The 20,510-nt window shown below is 71.4% G+C and carries 14 protein-coding genes; 10 read left to right on the top strand and 4 right to left on the bottom strand.

From position 1 onward, the window contains the following. Positions 1-337: 337 nt before the first annotated feature. Positions 338-1,216, bottom strand: a complete 879-nt coding sequence (locus QZ607_RS12850; protein ID WP_295883178.1) for a glutaminyl-peptide cyclotransferase — start codon at positions 1,214-1,216, stop codon at positions 338-340. Between the two features lie 537 nt (positions 1,217-1,753). Here QZ607_RS12850 and QZ607_RS12845 point away from each other — a divergent pair. From QZ607_RS12845 to QZ607_RS12815, 7 genes are all read left to right on the top strand, one after another. Continuing rightward, the gene (locus QZ607_RS12845) at positions 1,754-2,962 is read left to right on the top strand and encodes an aspartate aminotransferase family protein (protein ID WP_295883175.1); all 1,209 of its coding nucleotides are present in this window, start codon (positions 1,754-1,756) and stop codon (positions 2,960-2,962) included. A 147-nt stretch (positions 2,963-3,109) separates the two neighbouring features. Continuing rightward, a complete protein-coding gene (gene argF / locus QZ607_RS12840) occupies positions 3,110-4,030 on the top strand; it encodes an ornithine carbamoyltransferase (protein WP_295883172.1) in 921 nt (306 codons plus the stop codon). An 89-nt stretch (positions 4,031-4,119) separates the two neighbouring features. After that, positions 4,120-4,620, top strand: a complete 501-nt coding sequence (locus tag QZ607_RS12835; RefSeq protein ID WP_295883169.1) for an isoprenylcysteine carboxylmethyltransferase family protein — start codon at positions 4,120-4,122, stop codon at positions 4,618-4,620. Between the two features lie 162 nt (positions 4,621-4,782). Further along, positions 4,783-7,383, top strand: coding sequence for a circularly permuted type 2 ATP-grasp protein (locus QZ607_RS12830; protein ID WP_295883165.1), 2,601 nt, complete (start codon positions 4,783-4,785; stop codon positions 7,381-7,383). Position 7,384: 1 nt separating this feature from the next. Next, positions 7,385-8,350: a transglutaminase family protein gene (locus tag QZ607_RS12825; protein WP_295883162.1), complete on the top strand. Its 966-nt coding sequence runs from the start codon at positions 7,385-7,387 to the stop codon at positions 8,348-8,350. 197 nt (positions 8,351-8,547) lie between these two features. Next, positions 8,548-9,117, top strand: a complete 570-nt coding sequence (locus tag QZ607_RS12820) for a LemA family protein (RefSeq protein ID WP_295883158.1) — start codon at positions 8,548-8,550, stop codon at positions 9,115-9,117. A gap of 124 nt (positions 9,118-9,241) precedes the next feature. Further along, on the top strand, positions 9,242-10,159 hold the full coding sequence (locus tag QZ607_RS12815; RefSeq protein WP_295883153.1) for a hypothetical protein: 918 nt from the start codon (positions 9,242-9,244) through the stop codon (positions 10,157-10,159). 187 nt (positions 10,160-10,346) lie between these two features. Here QZ607_RS12815 and QZ607_RS12810 read toward each other — a convergent pair whose 3' ends face one another. Further along, positions 10,347-14,888: a PAS domain S-box protein gene (locus tag QZ607_RS12810; protein ID WP_295883150.1), complete on the bottom strand. Its 4,542-nt coding sequence runs from the start codon at positions 14,886-14,888 to the stop codon at positions 10,347-10,349. A 486-nt stretch (positions 14,889-15,374) separates the two neighbouring features. Here QZ607_RS12810 and QZ607_RS12805 point away from each other — a divergent pair, with 486 nt between their 5' ends. After that, on the top strand, positions 15,375-15,857 hold the full coding sequence (locus QZ607_RS12805) for a (2Fe-2S)-binding protein (protein ID WP_295883147.1): 483 nt from the start codon (positions 15,375-15,377) through the stop codon (positions 15,855-15,857). Then, positions 15,854-18,160: a xanthine dehydrogenase family protein molybdopterin-binding subunit gene (locus tag QZ607_RS12800; protein ID WP_295883143.1), complete on the top strand. Its 2,307-nt coding sequence runs from the start codon at positions 15,854-15,856 to the stop codon at positions 18,158-18,160. The genes QZ607_RS12805 and QZ607_RS12800 overlap by 4 nt, the downstream gene beginning before the upstream one ends. A gap of 56 nt (positions 18,161-18,216) precedes the next feature. Here the strand turns inward: QZ607_RS12800 and QZ607_RS12795 are convergent, their stop codons facing one another. Both QZ607_RS12795 and QZ607_RS12790 read right to left on the bottom strand, forming a co-directional pair. Next, the gene (locus QZ607_RS12795; protein ID WP_295883140.1) at positions 18,217-19,008 is read right to left on the bottom strand and encodes an RNA methyltransferase; all 792 of its coding nucleotides are present in this window, start codon (positions 19,006-19,008) and stop codon (positions 18,217-18,219) included. 237 nt (positions 19,009-19,245) lie between these two features. Then, complete coding sequence (locus tag QZ607_RS12790) at positions 19,246-19,494, bottom strand: hypothetical protein (RefSeq protein ID WP_295883137.1); 249 nt, start codon at positions 19,492-19,494, stop codon at positions 19,246-19,248. A 185-nt stretch (positions 19,495-19,679) separates the two neighbouring features. Between QZ607_RS12790 and QZ607_RS12785 the strand changes: the two genes are divergently transcribed. Continuing rightward, the gene (locus QZ607_RS12785; protein WP_295883133.1) at positions 19,680-20,498 is read left to right on the top strand and encodes an inositol monophosphatase family protein; all 819 of its coding nucleotides are present in this window, start codon (positions 19,680-19,682) and stop codon (positions 20,496-20,498) included. Positions 20,499-20,510 lie beyond the last annotated feature (12 nt).

The raw sequence follows: 20,510 nt of genomic DNA, 5'->3' as shown, positions 1-20,510 counted from the left end.
GGCGCGCAGCTCCGCCGCCAGCGCTTTCAGCTGATCGGCGTCCAGCCGGCGCAGCTGCGCCGGGGTGTCGATGGTGGTCAGCAGGGGGTAGGTGTCGGCGTCGGCGTCGGACGCAGGCGCTTGGCTCGGGGTGGAATCCAGCATCGTTGCTATTAAGGCTGAGGGCTGAGGGCTGAGGGCTGAGGGCTGAGGGCTGAGGCCCGCAAAGTCTAGCGGAAGCGGGATGGCTGGCGTCAGGGATTCTGCGAGCCATGACAGAAGCATCTGCCGGATTGTCCGGCAGGAAAGACGAGCGGCGGTATGGCGGGCCGCGCCCGATGCAGCCACCATGGCGCCTTCAGTCGGCGCTGTTGCGGCTTGCCGGCAACAGGCCGGGGACGTCGATCCAATACAGCCTGGGCCAGTGCTTGCCGGTGACGAGGAGCCGGCCGCGCTCCGCATCGAAGGCGATGCCGTTCAGCACGGCCTCCCGATGCGGCCGCTCAGCCCTGGGCCAGAGACCGGACAGCTCCACATAGCCCAGCACCCGACCGTCAGCAGGGTTGATGCGCACCAGCCGGTCCTGGTACCAGATGTTGGCCCAGACCTCGTTGCGCGCCGGCGCAACCGCGCCCGCGGCTGCGCCCTTCGCGGCAGCCCGCCTCGGCACGGGCACAAGCTCCAATTCGTTCAGACGTCGCACCGGCCGGCTCCCCTCACGGACCGTCACGCGGCGCGCCTCAGCGCCGGTGACGGGGTCGAGGAAGCGCAGCACGGCACTGCCGTCGCTGACGATCCAATGCTCGCCGTCGTGGGTCAGTCCCCAGCCCTCGCCCCGCAGGGGCAGCTCGCCGAGCGGCGCCAAGGTGACCCGCTCGTACCGCAGCACGCGACCCGCCCGCCAGGTGAGCTGCACCAGCTCGCCGCGCCAGGCGGTCAGCCCCTCGCCGAACTGGGTATCCGGCAGTGGCCGCGCCTGCAGGACCCGACCTGTGGCGAGGTCCACCCGGCGCAGGCTGGAGCGGCCATAGCCGCCGGTGGACTCGTACAGCGCGCCATCGGCGACCACGAGCCCCTGGGTGAAGGCCGAAGCGTCGTGCGGCCAGCTCGCCAGCACGCGGAATCCGTGCACAGGTACCGGCTCTTCGGCAACGGCGGGGACCATCGCCACTGCGAGCGCCGCCGCGAACAGGAGACACAGCCTGTCTGCCGGCGCCGGAGCAAGCCTCAGGATCATTTTCATCGCGCAGAGCACTTTTCTCCGGCTACGAGAGATTCGCCACAAGGCCAGCATGCGGCCTCGCCGGTCCGCACGCCGACGACCTGCTGCGCAGCATGGCCGCATGCGGGCCGGCAAGCAACGCCGGGTGTGTCGGTGTGCAGATCGAGGACGTCCCCGCGGGCGCTCTGTGCCGCCCGCTGCCACTCCCACTCGTGGGGCAGACGCAGGTCCTGACCGGGGCGCAGCGGAAAGCCGGCGGCCATGGAAGCGTCGGGCCTCGGCAACCGAGAAGGGCGGGGGCCGCGCATCGCGCAGCGCTGATTTGCCTTGCAAGACAGTGTGCTGATAGCCTATACGGCTTTCTCCGGCTCATCCCGACGGCACGGCCGGCGTAACGCCGCCGCGCGCTGAGGATCTTCGGTCAAGGCGCAGAGGGCGGCCCACGCAGCACCCGGGCCGCCTTTTGTTGTTTGTGGGCCTCGCACTGCGGTGGCTGCAATGGAGGTTTCGACCCATGCTCGGCTTCGCGACTGACCAGAGGGCCCGGCTGCCATGACAAGCCACGTCCCGGACCACCTGATGCCCACCTACGCCCGGCTGCCCGTCAGCTTCGAGCGCGGCGAGGGCGCCTGGCTCTGGGCCGATGACGGGCGCCGCTATCTGGACGCCCTGGCAGGCATCGCCGTGTGCGGGCTGGGGCACGCCCACCCGGGCGTGCGCGATGCGATCTGCGAGCAGGCATCGCAGCTGGTGCACGTCTCCAACCTCTACCGCATCCCGGCGCAGGAGCAGCTCGGCGACCGACTCTGTGCCGCCGCGGGCATGGAGCGGGTCTTCTTCGCCAACTCCGGCGCAGAGGCGAACGAGGCCGCCATCAAGCTCGCCCGCCTGCTGGCCCATGGCCGCGGCGTGCAGCGCCCCGAGATCCTGGTCACGGAGAACAGCTTCCATGGCCGCACGCTGGCCACCCTCACGGCCACCGGCAACCGCAAGGCGCAGGCCGGCTTCGAGCCGCTGGTTCAGGGGTTTGTGCGGGTGCCCTATGACGACCTCGGCGCCGTCGAGACCGCCGCCGCCAACCGCCCCAACATCGTCGCTGTGCTGGTGGAGGCCATCCAGGGCGAGGGTGGCATCGTCCTGCCGAGCACCGGCTACCTCGCCGGCCTGCGCGAGCTCTGCGACCGCCACGGCTGGCTGTTGATGCTGGACGAGGTGCAGTCCGGTATGGGCCGCACCGGCCGACTCTTCGCGCACCAGCACGAGGGTATCCGCCCGGACGTGATGACGCTCGCCAAGGGCCTCGGCAACGGCGTGCCCATCGGCGCCTGCCTGGCACGCGGGGCCGCTGCCGAGGCACTGGGTCCCGGCAGCCACGGCTCCACCTTCGGCGGCAACCCGCTGGCCTGCCGCGCCGCGCTCGCGGTGCTGGATGCGCTGGCAGCGGAGGACCTGCCGGCCCGCGCCGCGCGCCTCGGCGAGCACATCCGCTCCGGTCTGCGGGCCGGGCTCGCGGACCTGGACGGCGTGGTGGCCGTGCGCGGCCGCGGACTCATGATCGGCGTGGAGCTGGACCGACCCTGCCCGGAGCTGGTCAACGCGGCCCTGGCCGAGGGGCTGCTCATCAACGTCACCGCCAAGCGCGTGGTGCGCCTGCTGCCGCCGCTCATCATCGACGACGCGCAGGCGGAGCAGATCGTCGCGACCGTGGTGCAGATCATCCGCGCCTTCCTGGCGCAGGAGCCGGCGCCGGCGGCGGTCTGACCACAGCCCCCCGGGACCGGCCGACGCACACCAGCCCCGAGCGGGCGGCCCCACCAGTTCCGCCATGCGTCGTCATCCATCGCACCATCCGACGCTGCCGCCGCCGTGCGGCGCGCACCCTGCCCCGGGCACGCCGGAGAGCCTGTCATGCCGCAACCGCCCCGCCACTTCCTGACCCTGCTGGACCTCGCAGCCGACGAGGCGCGCGCCCTGCTGCACCGCGCCATCGCCCTCAAGCGCATGCATGCCGCGGGCACCGACTACCGGCCGCTGCGACACCGCACCCTGGCCATGGTGTTCGAGAAGTCCTCCACCCGCACCCGGGTCTCCTTCGAGGCGGGCATGGTGCAGTTCGGCGGGCATGCCCTGTTCCTGTCGCCCCGCGACACCCAGCTCGGCCGCGGCGAGCCCATCGAGGACAGCGCGCGGGTGCTCTCGCGCATGGTGGACGCGGTGATGATCCGCACCTTCGACCACGACAAGGTGGAGCGCTTCGCGGCCCATTCCCGGGTGCCCGTCATCAACGGCCTCACGGACCGGTTCCATCCGTGCCAGCTGCTGGCGGACATGCAGACCTACGTCGAGCACCGCGGCGACATCGCCGGGCGGCGCGTCGCCTTCGTCGGCGACGGCAACAACATGTGCCATTCCTACATGAACGCCGCCCGCCTGTTCGATTTCGAGCTGCGCGTCGCCTGCCCGGCGGGCTTCGAGCCCGATGCGGACCTGCAGGCCGCCGCCGGCCCACGCTGCACCCTGCTGCGCGACCCACGGGAGGCGGCGACGGGCGCCGACCTGGTGGTGACGGATGTCTGGGCCAGCATGGGCCAGGAGAGCGAGCAGGACGACCGCGCAGCGGTGTTCGCGGCTTATTGCGTGAGCGCCGAGGTCATGGCCGCCGCCAAGCCCGATGCGCTGTTCATGCATTGCCTGCCGGCGCACCGCGGCGAAGAGGTGAGCGCGGAGGTCATCGACGGACCCCAGTCCGTGGTCTGGGACGAGGCCGAGAACCGGCTGCACGCGCAGAAGGCCCTGCTGGAGCTGCTGCTGCTCGGCGGGCCGGCGTAGCGCTCCCGGGCGCTGCTTGGACTGCCTTTTTCGTGCCCAGAGCGACCCCTATTTCCGCTCACCCGTATCAGACTCCAGGGGACATGCGCATGCCCGGTGACAACGGCAACACGCGGCGCTTCGGCGCCCGCGGCGAGCTGCTGGTGGCAATCCAGTTCGCGCTCATGCTCGGCTTCGTCCTGCTGCCCGTGTGGCATCCGGGCCTCGGGGCAGATGCCATGGATGCAAGCGGTGGCTGGCGCAGCTGGCTCGCGGCCCCCTTCGCCGTCGTCGCACTGATCCTGGGCGGCTTCGGCTCCGTGCACATCCGCGACTATCTGACGCCGCTGCCCTACCCGGTGGACCACAGCCAGCTGGTGCAGCACGGCGTCTACGCCATCGTCCGCCATCCGCTCTACGCGAGCCTGCTGTTCGCCGGCGCCGCCTGGACGCTGTACCACCTGAGCCTGTCGCACCTGCTGGGGCTGGCCGTCGCCTTCGCGTTCTTCAACTACAAGGCCGGCAAGGAGGAGGCCTGGCTCACGCAGCGCCATCCGGAGTACGCCGACTACGCCCGGCGCGTCAAAAAGCTCATCCCATGGGTGTACTGACGGGCTCCGCCCAGGCCGCGTAGACGGCGGCCGGGACAAGGGCCGAAGCGGGGATGGGCGCCGGCACCGTGCCGGGCGTCAAGCGGCCACTTCACAGGTCCGCCTTCACCCGTCACACTTCCCCTTATCCACCTCAGCCGCCAACCAGGCCGCGAGCGCCCCATGTCCGCCACGAGTCCACTCGCCCAGCTGGACGACGCCCGCCTGGACGATGCCTATGTGCCGGCCGCCGGCAGCTTCGACGAAATGCGCGCCGCCGACGGCGGCCTGCGCCCGCACTGGCAGTATCTCGTCGACACCCTGCGCCAGCTCGGGCGTGGCGGCATCGAGACGCGCTGGCGCGAGGCGCACCGCCTGATCCGCGACAACGGCGTCACCTACAACCTCCACGGCGACCCCCGCGGCATGTCCCGCCCCTGGGAGCTGGACCCGCTGCCGCTGCTGCTGCGCGGCGAGGAATGGGCCGAGCTGGAGCGCGGCCTGATCCAGCGTGCGGAGCTGCTGAACGCCGTGCTGCTCGATCTCTACGGGCCGCGCACCCTCATCGCCCAGGGTTTGCTGCCGCCGGAGCTGGTGGACGGCTATCCGGGCTACCTGCTGCCCTGCCACGGCATCGGCGTTGCCGGTGATCGCCCGCTGGTGTTCTACGGTGCGGACCTCACCCGGGATACCGACGGCGGCTGGCGCGTCATCGGCGACCGCACTCAGACCCCCTCCGGCGCCGGCTATGCGCTGGAGAACCGGGTGGTGCTCTCGCGCGTCATGCCGAGCCTGTTCCGCGACAGCCATGTGCATCGCCTCGCGGGCTTCTTCCGCGGCCTGCGCCGGGCCATGAACCGGCTGGCGCCGGGCGACGCCCCGCAGGCGCGGGTCGCGCTCATGACCCCGGGCCCGGCCAATGCCGCCTACTTCGAGCATGCCTACCTCGCCAACTACCTGGGCTACACCCTGGTGCAGGGGGCGGATCTATCGGTCCGCGACGGTGCCCTCTGGCTGCGCACCCTGGGCCGGCTGGAGCGCATCGACGCCGTGCTGCGGCGGGTGGACGACTGTTTCTGCGACCCGCTGGAGCTGCGCGAGGACAGCATGCTCGGCGTGCCCGGCATGGTGCAGGCGGTGCGCGCCGGCAACCTCACCGTGGCCAATGCCCTCGGCAGCGGCGTGCTGGAGCACCCGGGGCTCATGGCCTTTTTGCCGGAGCTCTGCCGCCAGCTGCTGGGCGAAGACCTGCTCCTGCCGCACCTGCACACCTGGTGGTGCGGCCGCGCAGAAGACCGCGCTTATGTGCTCGCCAACCTGGGCGCCCTGGTCATCAAGCCCGCCGGCGGCCACACCAACGGCGGACCGGGGCCGCGGGTGCTGTTCGGGCGCAGCCTGGATGCCGGCGCCCGTGACCGGCTGGCGGCGCAGATCCAGGCGGAGCCGCATCGCTTCGTGGCGCAGGAAGAGGTCAAGCCCTCCACTGCACCTGTCTACGTGGACGGGCGCATCGAGCCGCGGCCCTTCGTGCTGCGCAGCTTCTCGGTGGCGGAGGACGACGGCTATGCCGTGATGCCGGGCGGGCTGAGCCGGGTCGCCCTGTCCACGGACACGCCCATGGTGTCGAGCCAGCTGGGCGGACTCGGCAAGGACACCTGGGTGCTCGCCACCGAGCCCGAGCGCGAGGAGACCCTGCTCGGCCTCCACGATACCCAGAGCACCGCCATCGTCCGCGAGAGCGATGTCTCCTCCCGCGTTGCCGACAACCTGTTCTGGATCGGCCGCTACGCCGAGCGCGCCGAGGGCCTGGTGCGCCTGCTGCGCGTCACCGCCATCAACCTGACCGCGCGCAGCAGCTTCGCCGCCGAGGACGAGGGCATCGGCTGCCTCGGTACCCTGCTGGAGGCCCTGAACGAGCAGTGCCACGGCAATGTGCCCCTGCCCACCGCGGACGAGCCCGCGGCCCTGGCCGCGCCGACGCCGGAGCTGCTGTCGCTGATCACGGACCTGGAGCGCGTCGGCGCCCTGCCGCAGACGCTGCAGGCCCTGGGGCAGGCGGCCTGGTCGGTGCGCGAGCGCCTGTCGAGCGACACCTGGCGCGTCATCAACGACATCGAGCGCCACCTGCGCCGGCTCACGGGCCAGCCGCCGCGTACCCTGAACGCCGCGCTCAATGTGCTGGACCCGCTGGTGACGTCCCTGGTTGCCTTCTCGGCCCTGACCCAGGAGAACATGACCCACAACGAGGGCTGGCACTTCCTGGAGGCCGGCCGCCGGCTGGAGCGCGGCATGAACCTGGCCGCCCTGCTGCGCTCCACCCTGGTGAACGTCATCCCGGGGCCGGAGGAAGGTCTGGTGGTGGAGGCAGTCCTCGGCGTCACGGACAGCCTCATCACCTATCGCCGCCGCTACCAATCCGGCACCCGCGTCGGTGCCCTGCTGGACCTGGTGGTGCAGGACGAGGCCAACCCGCGGGCGCTGGCGTACCAGATCCTGAGCCTGTCGGCGCTGGTGGACGACATGCCGCGGGACCCCATGGGCCCGACCCGCAGCGCGGCGCAGAAGGGCGTGCTGCGGCTGTTGACGGAGCTTAGGCTCGCCGGGCTGGACCAGCTCGCCCAGCCGGATGCCGACGGGCTGCACCGCGGCGCGCTGGCGCAGTTCCTGACCGATCAGGAAAACGGCATGGCCGAGGTCTCGGACGCGCTGACGGCGCAGTATTTCCGCCACGAAGAGCACCCGCACCACATGATCGAGCACCGCCTGAGCGCGGTCCGGCGCTGACATGCGCTTTCGCGTCAGCCACACCACCCACTACGGCTATGGCAGCCCGGTGTCGCTGTGCCACAGCATCGCGCATCTGAAGCCCAGGCAGACGCCGCACCAGCGCTGTCTGCGCAGCCAGGTGCGGGTGTCGCCCTGGCCGTCCGTGTCGCGCGAGCACACGGACATCTTCGGCAACCGGGTCAATTACTTCTCCATCCAGCAGTCCCACGCGGCGCTGGAGGTGAGCGCCGTGAGCGAGGTGGAGGTCACCGCCCCCGCCGCGCCGGACGCCGACGCCTCGCCGCCCTGGGAGCAGGTGCGCCTGCGCCTGCACGAGGCGCGGGAGCCGGACGCCGTCAACGCCCGCATGTTCGCCCTACCCTCGCCGGCCATCCCGGCGCAGCAGGCGGCGCTGGACTATGCGCTGGTCTCCTTCACGCCGGGCCGGCCGGTGCTGGCGGCCGCCCGCGAGCTCATGGCGCGCATCTACACGGAGTTCGACTACGACCCCGCCGCCACCGGCGTCGCCACCCCCTTAGCCGAGGTGCTGGACCAGCGCCACGGCGTCTGCCAGGACTTCGCCCACGTCGGCATCGCCTGCCTGCGGGCGCTCGGCCTCGCCGCCCGCTACGTGAGCGGCTACCTGGAGACCCTGCCGCCGCCCGGACAGCCCAAGCTCCGCGGCGCCGACGCCTCCCACGCCTGGTACGCGCTCTACCTGCCTTCCCAGGCGTCATCAAGCCCCCTCCCGGAAACGCAGACAGCGCCGACAGCAGGCGAGTCCGGGCAAGGCGCCGAGCCCCCCGCGGGCACCTGGATCGACTACGACCCAACCAATGACTGCCTGTTGGGCGAGCAGCACATCACCACCGCCGTCGGCCGCGACTACGGCGACGTCACCCCGGTCCGCGGCGTCTTTTACGGCGGCGGCGAGCACCGGCTGAGCGTGGCGGTGGATGTGGATCGGCTGGAGCCGCGGGTGTAGGCAAAAGCCTGCCCGCCAAGACGGAGCGGGGCACAAAGGCGCGTCGCGGCAACCCCGACTCGCTCCCGTTGCGGCGCTGCGCCCGTTGCGTAAAGCCCGCTTCGCAGGCGCGGCAAGAAACCTGCGGCAGCGCACGCCAAAACACCCCATGGAACCCTTAGGATAGGCCCTGAGCACTTGAGCCGGAGCCCGCCGCCATGAGCCTGACGCTGATCCTCATCCTCGCCGCCGTCCTGGTGCTCGCGCTGTACGCGGCGCTGATCTACAACAACCTGGTCCGCCTCAAGCACACGGTGGCCAAGGCTTGGTCCAACATCGATGTGGCCCTGAAGCAGCGCCACGACGAGCTGCCGAAGCTGGTGGAGGTGTGCAGGCGCTACATGCGCCACGAGCAGGAGACCCTGACCCGGGTGGTGCAGGCCCGGGGACAGGTGCTGTCGGCGCAGAACGCGGGCGACCTGCGCAGCCTGGGCCGGGCCGAGACCGAGCTGCGCGCGGGCTTGGACCGACTCTTCGCACTCGTCGAGAGCTATCCGGAGCTGAAGGCGGACCGCGGCTTCCAGCAGCTCTCGCAGCGGATTTCACAGCTTGAGGACACCATCGCGGACCGCCGCGAGCTCTACAACGACAGTGTCAACCTGAACAACATGCGCCTGGAGCAGGTGCCGGATGTCTTCGTCGCGCGCTTCTTCAAGTTCCAGCCGGCGGAGCTGCTGGAGTTCCAGGACGCGCGCAAGGACGTGGACATCGCCAAGCTCTTCGCCTGACGCCTGCGCCTGACAGCAGCGCTGCCGCTGCACCTGCCGCCGCACACCGCCTGAAGGCCCTTGAGCAGGCCCCGGCCGGCGCTGCACACGCCCCAGCACCCGCAGATCGCCCTTGGAAGCCTTCATGCAATCCGTCGCCGCCGAGGACCCGGCGGGGTTCTGGCTTGGCGTCGCCTTCGCCGTCGGCATCGGCGCCTGGCTGCTGCGCCGGGGCCTGCGCGACTTCTGGCGGCTGCGGCTCATTGTCGACACGCCCACCGCCCGCATCCGCTCCGCGCCCCAGGGGTATGTGGAGCTGCAAGGCCTGGCCGCGCCGCTGCGGGAGCCCCTGGCGGCGCCGCTGACGGGCACCACCTGCGTCTGGTATCGGTGGCGCATCGAGCGCTGGAAGCGCAGCGGGCGCAGCGGCAGCTGGGTCACGCTGGAGCAGGGCAGCGCCGAGCGGCCCTTTCTCGTCGATGACGGCACCGGCACCGCGGAAGTGCAGCCGGATGACGCCCACCTGCACCTGCGCCACCGCCGGCGCTGGGAAGGACCGCATCCGCACGGGCCGGCGGTGCACGGCGGCGGCGTCATGGCCTTCTTCGAGCGTCACATCGGCCGCCGGCAGCGCCACCGCATGACCGAGGAGCGCATCCACGCCGGCGAGCCCGTCTATGTGCTCGGCCACTTCGAGACCCCGCGCCGCGGCGTGCGCGAGCGCGAGGCCCTGACCCGCACCCTGCTCGCCCGCTGGAAGCGCGACCCCGCGCGCATGCAGGCCTTCGACCGCAACGGCGACGGCGAGGTGGACCTGAAGGAGTGGGACCGCGCCCGCCAGGAGGCCGCCCGGCTCGCCGAGCGCGCCGAGGCCCGGGTCAGCGCCGACCCGCCGCGACCGCGGGTGCGTGGCACCGGCGACCCGGGCCGCCCCTTCGTCGTCTCCACCGAGGACGAGGCCACGCTGCTTGCGAAGCTCCGGCTCAGCGCCTTCGGCGGGACAGCGCTTGGGGCGCTGCTCTGCGCCGGGGCCGCGGCGGCGGTGCTGGCGCGGCTGACCTGATGCAACGCTGCGCAAAGGCTCTGGCCATGCGGGCCGGGGGCATTGGCCTACGGATTCAATTCCAGCACAGCCGACGCCGACTGGAAGTCGGCGGCCCCGGGGGAGCGCCGCCCGTCGCTCGGGTTTCCCGACAGGGCAAGTCGACCTCGACGCTCGAGAGTTCGACTGAACCGGCGTCAGGCGCCGCTCAGCCCGAGCGCAGCTCGCTCTGCTCCGCGCGCAAGCGCCGCAGCCCATGGGCATAGGACGCCGCGACCGCCTGATCCAGCTCGGTGTTGTCGCAGGGCTTGGGCAGGCAGCGGTAGATGCCGCAGCGGTTGACGGCGGTAAGGAGGCTCGGCGTGTCGATGTGCGCGGCGAGCAGCAGCCGGGGCACGGTGGGATACACCCGGCGCAGGTCCCGGAGCAGCGCCAGCGGGTCCCCGTCCGGCAGCTCCAGGTCGCAGAGCACCAGGTCGACAGGGTGCTCGGCCAGCACTGCCAGTGCGGCGGCGGCATCCCGGGCGCGGTGCACGATCCAGTTGGTGTGCTTGAGCCGCGTGGCGATGCGCCCATGCTGCACCGGGTCATCACCCACCAGCAGGGCGCGGCGCACCAGGGCGCGCTCCAACATCTCGGCCAGCGCGGCGCCGTCGCCGCGCAGCAGGGCCACGAAGTCCTCCGCCGGCATGGGCCGGCCGATGCGGTAGCCCTGGAGCAGGTCGCAGCCCAGCGCGGCCAGCTGGCGGATCTGCTCGTCGTGCTCGACGCCCTCCGCCACCACACGGATACCCAGGTGGTGCGCCATCAGGATGGTGGCGCGGACGATGGCGGCATCGTCGGAGTCCGGCGCCAGGTCGATGATGAAGCCGCGGTCGATTTTGAGATAGTCGAAGGCGAAGCGCTTGAGATATCCAAGACTGGCGTAGCCGGTGCCGAAGTCGTCCAGGGCGATGCCGACGCCGAGCGCGCCCACCGCCGCGATCTCGGCCTCGGCGCGGTCCGGGTCCTCGATGAGGATGTTCTCCAGCACCTCGATCTCCAACAACGTCGGGTCCAGCCCCGTGTCACTGAGCACGGCCTCGACTTCGGCGGCGAGGTTGCCGCCGATGAGCATGGCGGCGGAGAGGTTCACGCTCACGCGCACCCGCGGCAGGTCGCGCCCGTCCCAGGCGCACAGGGTCGCCGCCGCCTCCCTGAGCACCCAGCGGTCCAGGTCCAGGGCCAGGTCGCTCTTCTCCACCACGCCCATGAACTCGCTCGGCGGCACCACCGCGCCGTCCGGACGGCGCCAGCGCAGCAGCGCCTCGGCGCCGACGATGCGGCGCGCGGCAAGGTCCAGCTTGGGCTGGAAGTACAGCTGAAACTGGCCGCTCGCCAGCGCCGTGCGTAGGGTGTGCTCCAGGGCGAGCTGGCGCTGGGCGGCGGCGGTGAGCTCCGGGCGGTAGAAGGCAATGCTGTTGGGCCCGCTCGCCTTGGCCCGCTGCAGGGCGGCGTCGGCGTCCCGCAGCAGCGCCGCCGGCTCGCGGTCGTCCGCCGGGCACAGGGCGATGCCGATGCAGCAGCTGAGCGCCAGCGGCCCCGCATCCGCCGCCTTGAGGTCGGTGCGCAGCGCCTCCTGAAGCAGCGCCGCATGGCGGCTCGGCGAGGCGTCCGGATGCGGCAGCTCCAGCACCACGGCAAAGGTATCGCCCACGGTGCGGGCGAGCGTGGCATCCGCCGGCAGGCGAGCGCCGAGCCGCTCGCCCACGGCGCAGAGCACCGCATCGCTCACCTCGTGGCCGAAGCTCGCCACCACGCGCTTGAAGCCGTCCAGGTTCACCAGCATCAGGGCCAACGGTCGCCCGGCCACCAGGGCAGACTGCACCGCCTGCGCCAGGCGTGCCCGCAGCAGCGTCTGGTTCGGCAACCTGGTGATGGGGTCGTAGTGGGTGAGCTGCTCCAGCTCCTCTTCAGAGCGGCGCATGCGGGTGATGTCGCTGAACACGCCGATGCGGTGCCGCAGCGTGCCGTCGGCATCGCGGATCTCGCTGATGCTGAGCCACTCGGCATACACCTCGCCGTCCTTGCGCCGATTCCAGAGCTCGCCGCGCCAGCTGCCGGTGGCCTGAAGCTGCCGCCACATGGCACGGTAGAATTCGGCGTCCTGGCGCCCGGAGTGGAGCAGCTTGGGGGTCCGGCCGAGCGCCTCCTCCGCGCTGTAGCCGGTGATGGCCGTGAACGCCGGGTTGACGGCGATGATGCGGTTGTCCGCGTCCGTGAGCATGATGCCCTCGGCGGCGTTCTCGAATACGGCGGTGGCGCGCTGCTCCAGCTCCTCGGCCCGGCGGCGGTCGCGCAGGTCGTACCAGACCCCGAGCACCGCGGGCTCACCATGCAGCTCGACGCGGGTCAGGGTCACCTCCACCGGGACGACATGACCCTCGCGATGAAGGTGCTCCCACTCGAAGCGTACGTGCCCCTGCGCCGGCACAGACTCGACGAAGCGCACACTCTGCTCCGCCGAGGACGCGCCGTCGGCCTGCTGCACCGGCGACAGCGCCGCCGGCGACAGGCCCGTCAGCTCCGCCGCGTCGGCGTAGCCCAGCAGGCGGGCGGCGGCCGCGTTGCCGGCGGTGATGACGCCGTCCAGCCCGAGGGTGAGCATGGGCGCTCCCGCGGACTCGAACAGGGTGCGATAGCGCGCCTCGCTCTCGCGCAGGGCCGCCAGGGCCAGCCGGCGCTCGGTGATGTCCACCAGGTAGCCGTGGTAGGCGAGCACCTCACCCGCTGGGCTGCGGCGCACCCGGGTGTAGTCGTAGACGTGGCGCCAATGCCCGCCGGCGCCGCGCACGCGGTATTCCTGCTCGAAGGCGGTCGCCCCGGTATTGGTGTAATGCGCCACCTCGGCACGCACACGGGCGAGGTCGTTCGGGTGAACGAGGTCCGCGTAGCGGTAACGCCCGCTCGCCAGCACCCGGGCGGAGACATCCAGATGCCTGTGGGCGTTGGGTGAGCATTGGGCCACGGGCCAGCCGGGCTGCGGCAGCCAGCGGAAGACCATGGCGGGGCCGCTGGTGAAGAGCTCGTGCTCCTCGGCGAGCCGAGCGTTGAGCGCCTTGAGCTTGGCCTCGTTCTCTTTGAGGGCGGAGATATCCTCCACTGTCCAGATGACGCCGCGGGCCAGGTCCGGCGGCCGGACCGAGTCGATGGCAGCACCGGAGATCAGGCACCACACCGCGCTGCCGTCATGCCGGCGCAGCTGGTACTCCACGTGCAGCTGCTCGCGATTGCGCAGCTGCTCGTAGTGCCGGGCGCCGAAGGCATCGAAGCGCTCGGTGCTGAGATGCAGCCGGCGCACGCTGCGGCCCGTCAGCTCGTCGGGGCTGGCGTAGCCCAGGATCTCCGCCAGCCGGGCGTTGGCGCGCGTGATGATGCGATGGCCCGTCAGCAGCATGATGCCGACGTTGGCGTGATCGAAGATGGCGCGCAGCTGGGACTCGCTCGCGGCGAGCAGCTCGGCGGCACGGCGCGACTGCGTGATGTCGCGGTCGGTGCCGCGCCAGCCGACGATGGCCCCCGCCGCGTCCCGCATGGGCTTGCCGCTGGTGGCGATGATGCGCTCCTCGCCGGCGCTGGTGAGGCAGACATTCACCAGGTCCCGGAAGGGCTCGCCGGCAGCGGCAACAGCCGCGAATTCGCTGCGCATCCGCTCCGCTTCGGCCGGCGACATCATATCGAAGGGCGTGGTGCCGAGCAGCGCCTGGGGCTCGTAACCGAAAAGGGAGCGCACACGCTCGGAGCAGTAGGTGAAACGGCCCTCGCTGTCCGTCTCCCAGACCCAGTCGGCCATGGTGTCCACCAGGTCCTGAAGGCGCAGGCGCTGCTCGGCGAGCTCACGCTCGCGCTGCTCGCGAGCGGACACGTCGCGCACCAGCACGACGCAGCCCCGCTGATCCTCACCCAAATCCCGCAGCGATGCGAGGCTCACCTCCGCGGGGAACACCCGGCCGCCGGCGGCGAGGCCGCGCAGCGCGCCGGTGACGGCGTGGGTGGCGGCGCCGGCTGCGGCGCCGAGCGCGGCAAGGGCATCCGCATCGGTGAACAGGGTCGGCAGCCGGGTGCCGACCAGCCGCTCGGGGGCCAGGCCAAAGACCCGTTCCGCAGCGGGGTTCGCGAGCACCACGCACTGCGTGGCATCGGTAAGGATCAGCGCATCGGCGATGGCGGCGAACACGGCGCCGAGGAGCTGGTGCTGGTGCTCGATCTGGCGCAGATAGGCGGTCTGTGGACTGCCGGCATCAGCCGGCGTCGCCGCGCCCGGTCCCATCAGGGGCGTGGCCACCATCACCTGCGCCGCACTGCGCTGCCGCAGGTGGTCGTCCTGCACCTGCGCCCGCATGACGTCGCGCGCGGTGACGATGCCGACGGGGGCGCCGCGGGCGTCGGCGAGCAACAGGTGGCGCAGCCCGCGGGCGGCCATTTGCGCACAGCCGTCGAAGAAGCCGGTGGCGGCGGGGCAGATGACGGCGTCGGTCTGCATGCGCGTTTTCACCGGCGCATCGGACCACCCCTCACCGGCGGCCAGGGCGGCCAGGGCGTCTTGCTCGGTGAAGAGACCCACAGGGACGTGCCCGCGGGTGATGGCCACCGCGCTGGTGCGCTGCGTCTGCATCAGCGCGAGCACCTCGGCGAGCGGCGTCGTCTCGCCCGCGCAGACGACTTCCGCCGTGGCGATGTCGGCGAGCTTGAGGTCTTCCAGCTGCGCCATCTCCCCTGCACTCCGTTGTCAGTGTTCTTGTCAGTCCACGTGTTGCCGGATTGCGCCGAGACGAGCACGGGGGCTGGTGTCCGCGCGGCAGCCAGGGTCCGTCACGGCCTCGGGACCAGCGTCATGGTCGGGATCAGCCTGATTATGAAATCCTCTTGATCACCCAGGGGTGAGAAACTTTCGGGCAGCTCATCGGAAGTCCCTGTTGCGTCTCAGAACCAACGCTCCTGTGTGTCGCGGCCGTTGTCGCCGGCCCCGGACAACGCCGCCAGCGGCTCCCGGCGGCTCCCGGCGGCTCCCGGCGGTCAATTCAGCCCGACGAACGGAACCGAAGCATACCACGGTGCCACAGCGGCGCCACGCTGTCGGCGGCCCATGCTGCCTGTCAGGCCCTGCGCCCCATTGCCGAAGCCGCGCCGGCACCCAACTTCCCGCGGCAGCCCAAAGCCCATCAGCCCAAAATCCATCAGCAACCCGCTTGCCCGCATGACACCAAACCCCATCGATCTCATGGTCAACGGCGTCCAGCATCAACTGTCAGTGGAGTCCGAAATGCCGCTGCTGTGGGTGCTGCGCGACGTGCTCGGCCTCACCGGCACCAAGTTCGGCTGCGGCGTGGGTCAGTGCGGGGCTTGCACGGTGCGCATCGGCGGCGCCCCCGTGCGCAGCTGCACCCTGCCCGTGGGCGCTGTCAGCGGACCCGTCACCACCATCGAGGGGCTCGGCACGCCAGAGGCACCACACCCGGTACAGCAGGCCTGGATCGACGCGCAGGTGGCCCAGTGCGGCTACTGCCAGTCCGGACAGATCATCGCCGCCGTGTGTCTGCTGGAGCAGAGCCCGAGCCCGAGCCCCGCAGAGATCGAGGCCGTCATGACCAACCTCTGCCGCTGCGGCACCTACGCACAGGTGCGTACGGCCATCGCCCGGGCGGCGGCAGCGCTGCCTGCGTCGGGCGGGCAAGCATGAGCGGCGGCGAGCGCAAGCGGGGCCGGCTCACCCGCCGTGCCTTCCTGATCGGCGCGGTGGCCGTGGCGGGCGGTGTCGCCGTCGGCGTCCAGCAGGTGCGAAGGCCGCATCCGAACCCGCTCGCCGGGCAGGACGCAGAGCCCGGCGCCGTCACCCTCAATCCCTACCTGCTGATCAACCAGGACGGCGTCAGCATCATCACGCCGCGCGCCGAGATGGGTCAGGGGGTGCACACCACACTCGCCGCGCTGGTCGCGGAGGAGCTGGACCTGCCGTGGGAGTCGGTGCGCACGCTGCACGGCCCGGCGGCGGCGGCCTATTACAACGCGGCAGCGCTGGAGGCCGCCGTGCCCATCCCGAGCTGGGACCATGGCTGGCTCGCCGAGGGCCTGCGCGACGCCGCGGGCGTCGCAAGCAAGCTGCTCGGCATGCAGATCACGGGCGGCTCCACGAGTACGGCGGATGCCTATCTCAAAATGCGCAAGGCGGGGGCGGCGGCGCGGGTGATGCTGGTGCAGGCCGCCGCGCGCCGCTGGCGGGCCGATACGGCAGCCCTGCGTACCGAGGCGGGCCAGGTGCTGGACCCGGCCGGCGGCCGGCAGCTGCCCTACACGGCCCTGGCAGCGGATGCCGCAACCATCGAGCCGCCCGCGGACCCGCCGCTCAAGCCCCGCGCACAGTGGCGCCTGCTGGGCCGCGGCCTGCCCCGGGTGGACATGGCGGCCAAGTGCACGGGCACCGCGCAGTTCGGCATCGATGTGCAGCTGCCTGGCATGCGCTGCGCCACCGTCGTCGCCAACCCCTACCTCGGCGGCAGCCGCGGCGGCTTCGATGCGGGCCCGGCGGAGGCCATGCGCGGCGTGGAGCGGGTCGTCGATCTGGGCGCGACGCATGGGGACGCGCTGGCCGTGGTGGCGGACAACACCTGGCGGGCCTTCCAGGCCGCCAGGGCACTGGAGATCGACTGGCAGCCGGCGCCCGGGATCAGCGGCGACAGTGCCGCGATGCTGGACGCCATCGCCGGGTCCATCGACACCCTGGCGCCGGACGCCACGCCGCGGGACGACGGCGACGTGGACCAGGCGCTGCGCATCGCCCGCGCCGAAGCCAGGCCGGCGGTGAAGGCCGAGTACCGGGCACCTTTCCTCGCCCACACCACGCTGGAGCCGCCGGCGGCCGTGGCACTGCGCGAGCCGGAGCGACTCACCCTCTGGTGCGGCCACCAGGCGCCGACGCTGCTGCGGGACCTCGCCGCCGAGCAGGCGGGTCTGGACCCGGCGCAGGTGGATGTGCGGGTGCAGTTCCTCGGCGGCGGCTTCGGCCGGCGCGCGGAGGTGGACTTCGCGCTGCAGGCCGCGGCGGTGGCGGAGGCCATGCCCGGCACGCCGGTCAAGCTCACCTGGACGCGGGAGGCAGACATCCGCCACGACCTCTACCGCCCCGCGGCGGTGGCCCGCTGCACCGGTGTGCTCGACCGGAACGGCCTGCCGGAGACGGCGCTCTTGCAGATCGCCTCGCCGTCGGTGATCCGGTCCTTTTCGGGCCGCGTGGGACTGCCGGCCATGGGTCCGGACAAGCTCATCACCGAGGGCGCGGCGATGCAGCCTTACCACATCCCCAACTACCGGGTGGTGGGCTATGCGCCGGCGTCACCGGTGCCGCTCGGCAACTGGCGCAGCGTCGGGGCCTCTTTCAACGGCTTCTTCCACGAGTGCTTCCTGGACGAGCTGGCGGCCGCCGGCGGCATCGACCCGCTTGACATGCGGCTCAGGCTCACCCGGGACTATCCCTTCGCGCAGGCCGTGCTGGAAGCCGTGCGCGAGCTGTCAGGCTGGGATGAGCCTGTCGCCCAGGACGACAGCCGCCGGCGCGGGCGCGGGCTCGCCATGACCCACTCCTTCGGCAGCACCGTGGCGCAGGTGGTGGAGGTGAGCGACGGCGCGGACGGCATCCGCGTCGAGCGCGTGCACTGCGTCGCCGACGTGGGCCTGGCGCTGGACCCCGGCATCATCGAGGCGCAGATGCAGTCCGGCATCGTCTACGGGCTGTCCGCCGCGATCATGGAAGCAATCACCTTCAGGGACGGCCGCGCGGAGCAGTCCAACTTCCACGACTACGACGCGCTGCGACTCGCGCAGACGCCGGAGATCCGGGTGCGTATCCTGCAATCCGGCGACGCCCCCACCGGTGTCGGCGAGCCCGGCACGCCGCCGTCCAAGCCGGCGCTGGCCAACGCCATCTACGCCGCCACCGGCAAGCGGCTGCGCGAATATCCGTTCAACAAGCATGTCAGGTTTGCATGAGCGGCCGTTGAGAGCACTCGGCTCCAGCAGACCCGGGCTCATGTAACGGCGCCGGATCAGTCGGCGCGTGAGCGCCGCGGAGCCATCTTCGCCAGCACCCCGCGCAGAATGTTGAGCTCGGTGCGGTCCGGGCGGGCGCGATGGAAGAGCCGGCGCAGGCGCCGCGACAGGGTGCTGCACTGATCCGCGTCGGCATAGCCGATGGCGATCAGCGTCCGCATCAGGTGGGCGTGAAAGCCCTCCATCTCCTCGGCGCTGGCCAGGTCCGGGCGGTCGTCGACGCCCGCGGGAGCACCGGCGCCGGCACGCAGATTCCGGCGAATCTCATAGGCAAAGACCTGCGCCGCCGCGGCGATGTTGAGCGAGCTGAAATCCGGATTGGTGGGGATGCGCACCAGGTAATGGCACAGGGCCAGCTCGTCGTTGGAGAGGCCCGTGCTCTCGCGCCCCAGCACCAGGGCCACGTCGCCGTGGGCGGCCTCCGCCACCAGCCGGGCGCCACAGCCCATCGCATCCAGCTCCGGCCACTCCAGCGACCGCGCCCGGGCGCTGGAGCCCACCACCAGGCGACAGCCGGCGAGCGCATCCGCCAGGTCATCGTGCAGCGTTGCCGCCGCCAGCAGGTCGTCGGCGCCGGAGGCCCGCGCGACAGCATCGGCATCGGCAAAACGGTCACCGAGCTTGGGCCGCACCAGGGCCATGCGCGACAGGCCCATGTTCTTCATGGCCCGGGCGGTGGCGCCGATGTTGCCGGAGAGGCTGGTCTCCACCAGCACGAAGCGGATGCGGGCCAGCAGTGCACCCCGCTGGCCCGTGGACCTGTCTTCACCCGGACTGTGCTCGCTCAACAAGCGCGCCTCCCAGGACCCCATCGGGTCGCACATAGGCTGGAGAAAGGCGCAGTATGCCAACTCGCGACGGCGCGGTCGGCATGCGGGGGCAGATCGATGGGCGCTTGGAGGCTGCTTGGGGGCTGTGTGCGGTGGCCGGGCCAGCGCTGACGCCGGTCGCGTATGGGTCAGAATGCGAGGCGCGCGCAGAGAGGACCGGTGGGAACCTGAGGGGGTGAAACCGGGGGGGCTACCTCAGGCCGGCTCGTGCAGATCGAGCCGCCGCTCGATGCGGTCGAGGCGGGACTCGATGCGATCCATGCGCTGGTGCGCGATGGCGTTGTCACCGTGAAGACCCGCGACCTGGCCCTGCAGGCCCGCGACCTGTGTCTCAAGGGACGTGAGCCGCAGCTTGATGGTGTCCACGTCCGCTGCCAGCTGATCCACGCGACCGCGGATGTGGCGCAGGTGCTCCAGGATCAGGTTTTCGACTTGCTCGGTCATGGCCTTGGGGCGTTTGCACGCGATAGTCAAAGGGTTACACGGAAGCCCCGGAGTTGCAAGCGCATCTGCACACGCTTCGTCAACGCACGTTCCACGGCCGATGATGATCCGCTTGCCTGACCCGGCGCAGGGGAAAGTGCATCAGCAGCTTCTAATCGACCCTGGGCTTGCGCTATGGTGCCGGCATGTCACCCATGCTCAACATCGCCGTCCGCGCCGCGCGCGCCGCCGGGCGCATCACCATGCGCTTCTTCGACCGTGCGGACGCGCTGAAGGTCCAGACCAAGAGCCGCAACGACTTCGTCTCCGACGTGGACCGCGCCGCCGAGGCGGCCATCATCGAGGTGCTGCGGGAGAAGTTCCCGGACCACGCCATCCTCGCCGAGGAGAGCGGCAGCCACGCCGCCGGCAAGGGTCGTGGCGCCAGGGACGAATACGAGTGGGTCATCGACCCGCTGGACGGCACCACCAATTACCTGCACGGCTTCCCGCAATGGGCCATCTCCATTGGCCTGCGCCAGCGTGGGCGCATGCAGCTGGGCGTGGTCTACGACCCGCTGCACGAGGAGCTTTTCACCGCCGAGCGCGGCGGCGGCGCGCTGCTCAACGACCGCAAGATCAGGGTGAGTCAGCGCCGCGGTATGGAAGGCGCACTCATCGGCACCGGCATCCCGTTCCGGGACGACCAGCAGCTCAAGGTCTACCTGCCCATGCTGGGGGCCATCATCCGGGACACCGCCGGCGTGCGTCGGCCGGGCTCGGCGGCACTGGACTTCGCCTATGTCGCCGCGGGCCGCCTGGACGGCTTCTGGGAGCTGGGCTTGCGGCCCTGGGACTTCGCCGCCGGCGCCCTGCTGGTGACGGAGGCCGGCGGCATGGTCACGGACCTCGCCGGCAGCGAGCGCCACTTCGACACCTGCAACGTCGTCGCCGGCGGCCCCAAGGTGCACAAGGCGATGCTGCAGCGCCTACGCCCTTTCCTCGGCCCCGACCTGCCCGCCTGAGGGCCGTCCCGG

This window comes from uncultured Thiohalocapsa sp. (assembly GCF_913063425.1).
GTDB lineage: Bacteria > Pseudomonadota > Gammaproteobacteria > Chromatiales > Chromatiaceae > Thiohalocapsa.
The sequence above is the reverse complement of the archived record's forward strand: the minus strand, read 5'-3'. Positions and strand labels throughout refer to the sequence as shown.

Excerpts from the sequence above, each read along its gene's own strand:
- QZ607_RS12850 (WP_295883178.1), bottom strand. The coding sequence starts at position 1,216 with ATGATCCTGAGGCTTGCTCCGGCGCCGGCAGACAGGCTGTGTCTCCTG.
- QZ607_RS12845 (WP_295883175.1), top strand. The coding sequence starts at position 1,754 with ATGACAAGCCACGTCCCGGACCACCTGATGCCCACCTACGCCCGGCTG.
- argF (WP_295883172.1), top strand. The coding sequence starts at position 3,110 with ATGCCGCAACCGCCCCGCCACTTCCTGACCCTGCTGGACCTCGCAGCC.
- QZ607_RS12835 (WP_295883169.1), top strand. The coding sequence starts at position 4,120 with ATGCCCGGTGACAACGGCAACACGCGGCGCTTCGGCGCCCGCGGCGAG.
- QZ607_RS12830 (WP_295883165.1), top strand. The coding sequence starts at position 4,783 with ATGTCCGCCACGAGTCCACTCGCCCAGCTGGACGACGCCCGCCTGGAC.
- QZ607_RS12825 (WP_295883162.1), top strand. The coding sequence starts at position 7,385 with ATGCGCTTTCGCGTCAGCCACACCACCCACTACGGCTATGGCAGCCCG.
- QZ607_RS12820 (WP_295883158.1), top strand. The coding sequence starts at position 8,548 with ATGAGCCTGACGCTGATCCTCATCCTCGCCGCCGTCCTGGTGCTCGCG.
- QZ607_RS12815 (WP_295883153.1), top strand. The coding sequence starts at position 9,242 with ATGCAATCCGTCGCCGCCGAGGACCCGGCGGGGTTCTGGCTTGGCGTC.
- QZ607_RS12810 (WP_295883150.1), bottom strand. The coding sequence starts at position 14,888 with ATGGCGCAGCTGGAAGACCTCAAGCTCGCCGACATCGCCACGGCGGAA.
- QZ607_RS12805 (WP_295883147.1), top strand. The coding sequence starts at position 15,375 with ATGACACCAAACCCCATCGATCTCATGGTCAACGGCGTCCAGCATCAA.
- QZ607_RS12800 (WP_295883143.1), top strand. The coding sequence starts at position 15,854 with ATGAGCGGCGGCGAGCGCAAGCGGGGCCGGCTCACCCGCCGTGCCTTC.
- QZ607_RS12790 (WP_295883137.1), bottom strand. The coding sequence starts at position 19,494 with ATGACCGAGCAAGTCGAAAACCTGATCCTGGAGCACCTGCGCCACATC.
- QZ607_RS12785 (WP_295883133.1), top strand. The coding sequence starts at position 19,680 with ATGTCACCCATGCTCAACATCGCCGTCCGCGCCGCGCGCGCCGCCGGG.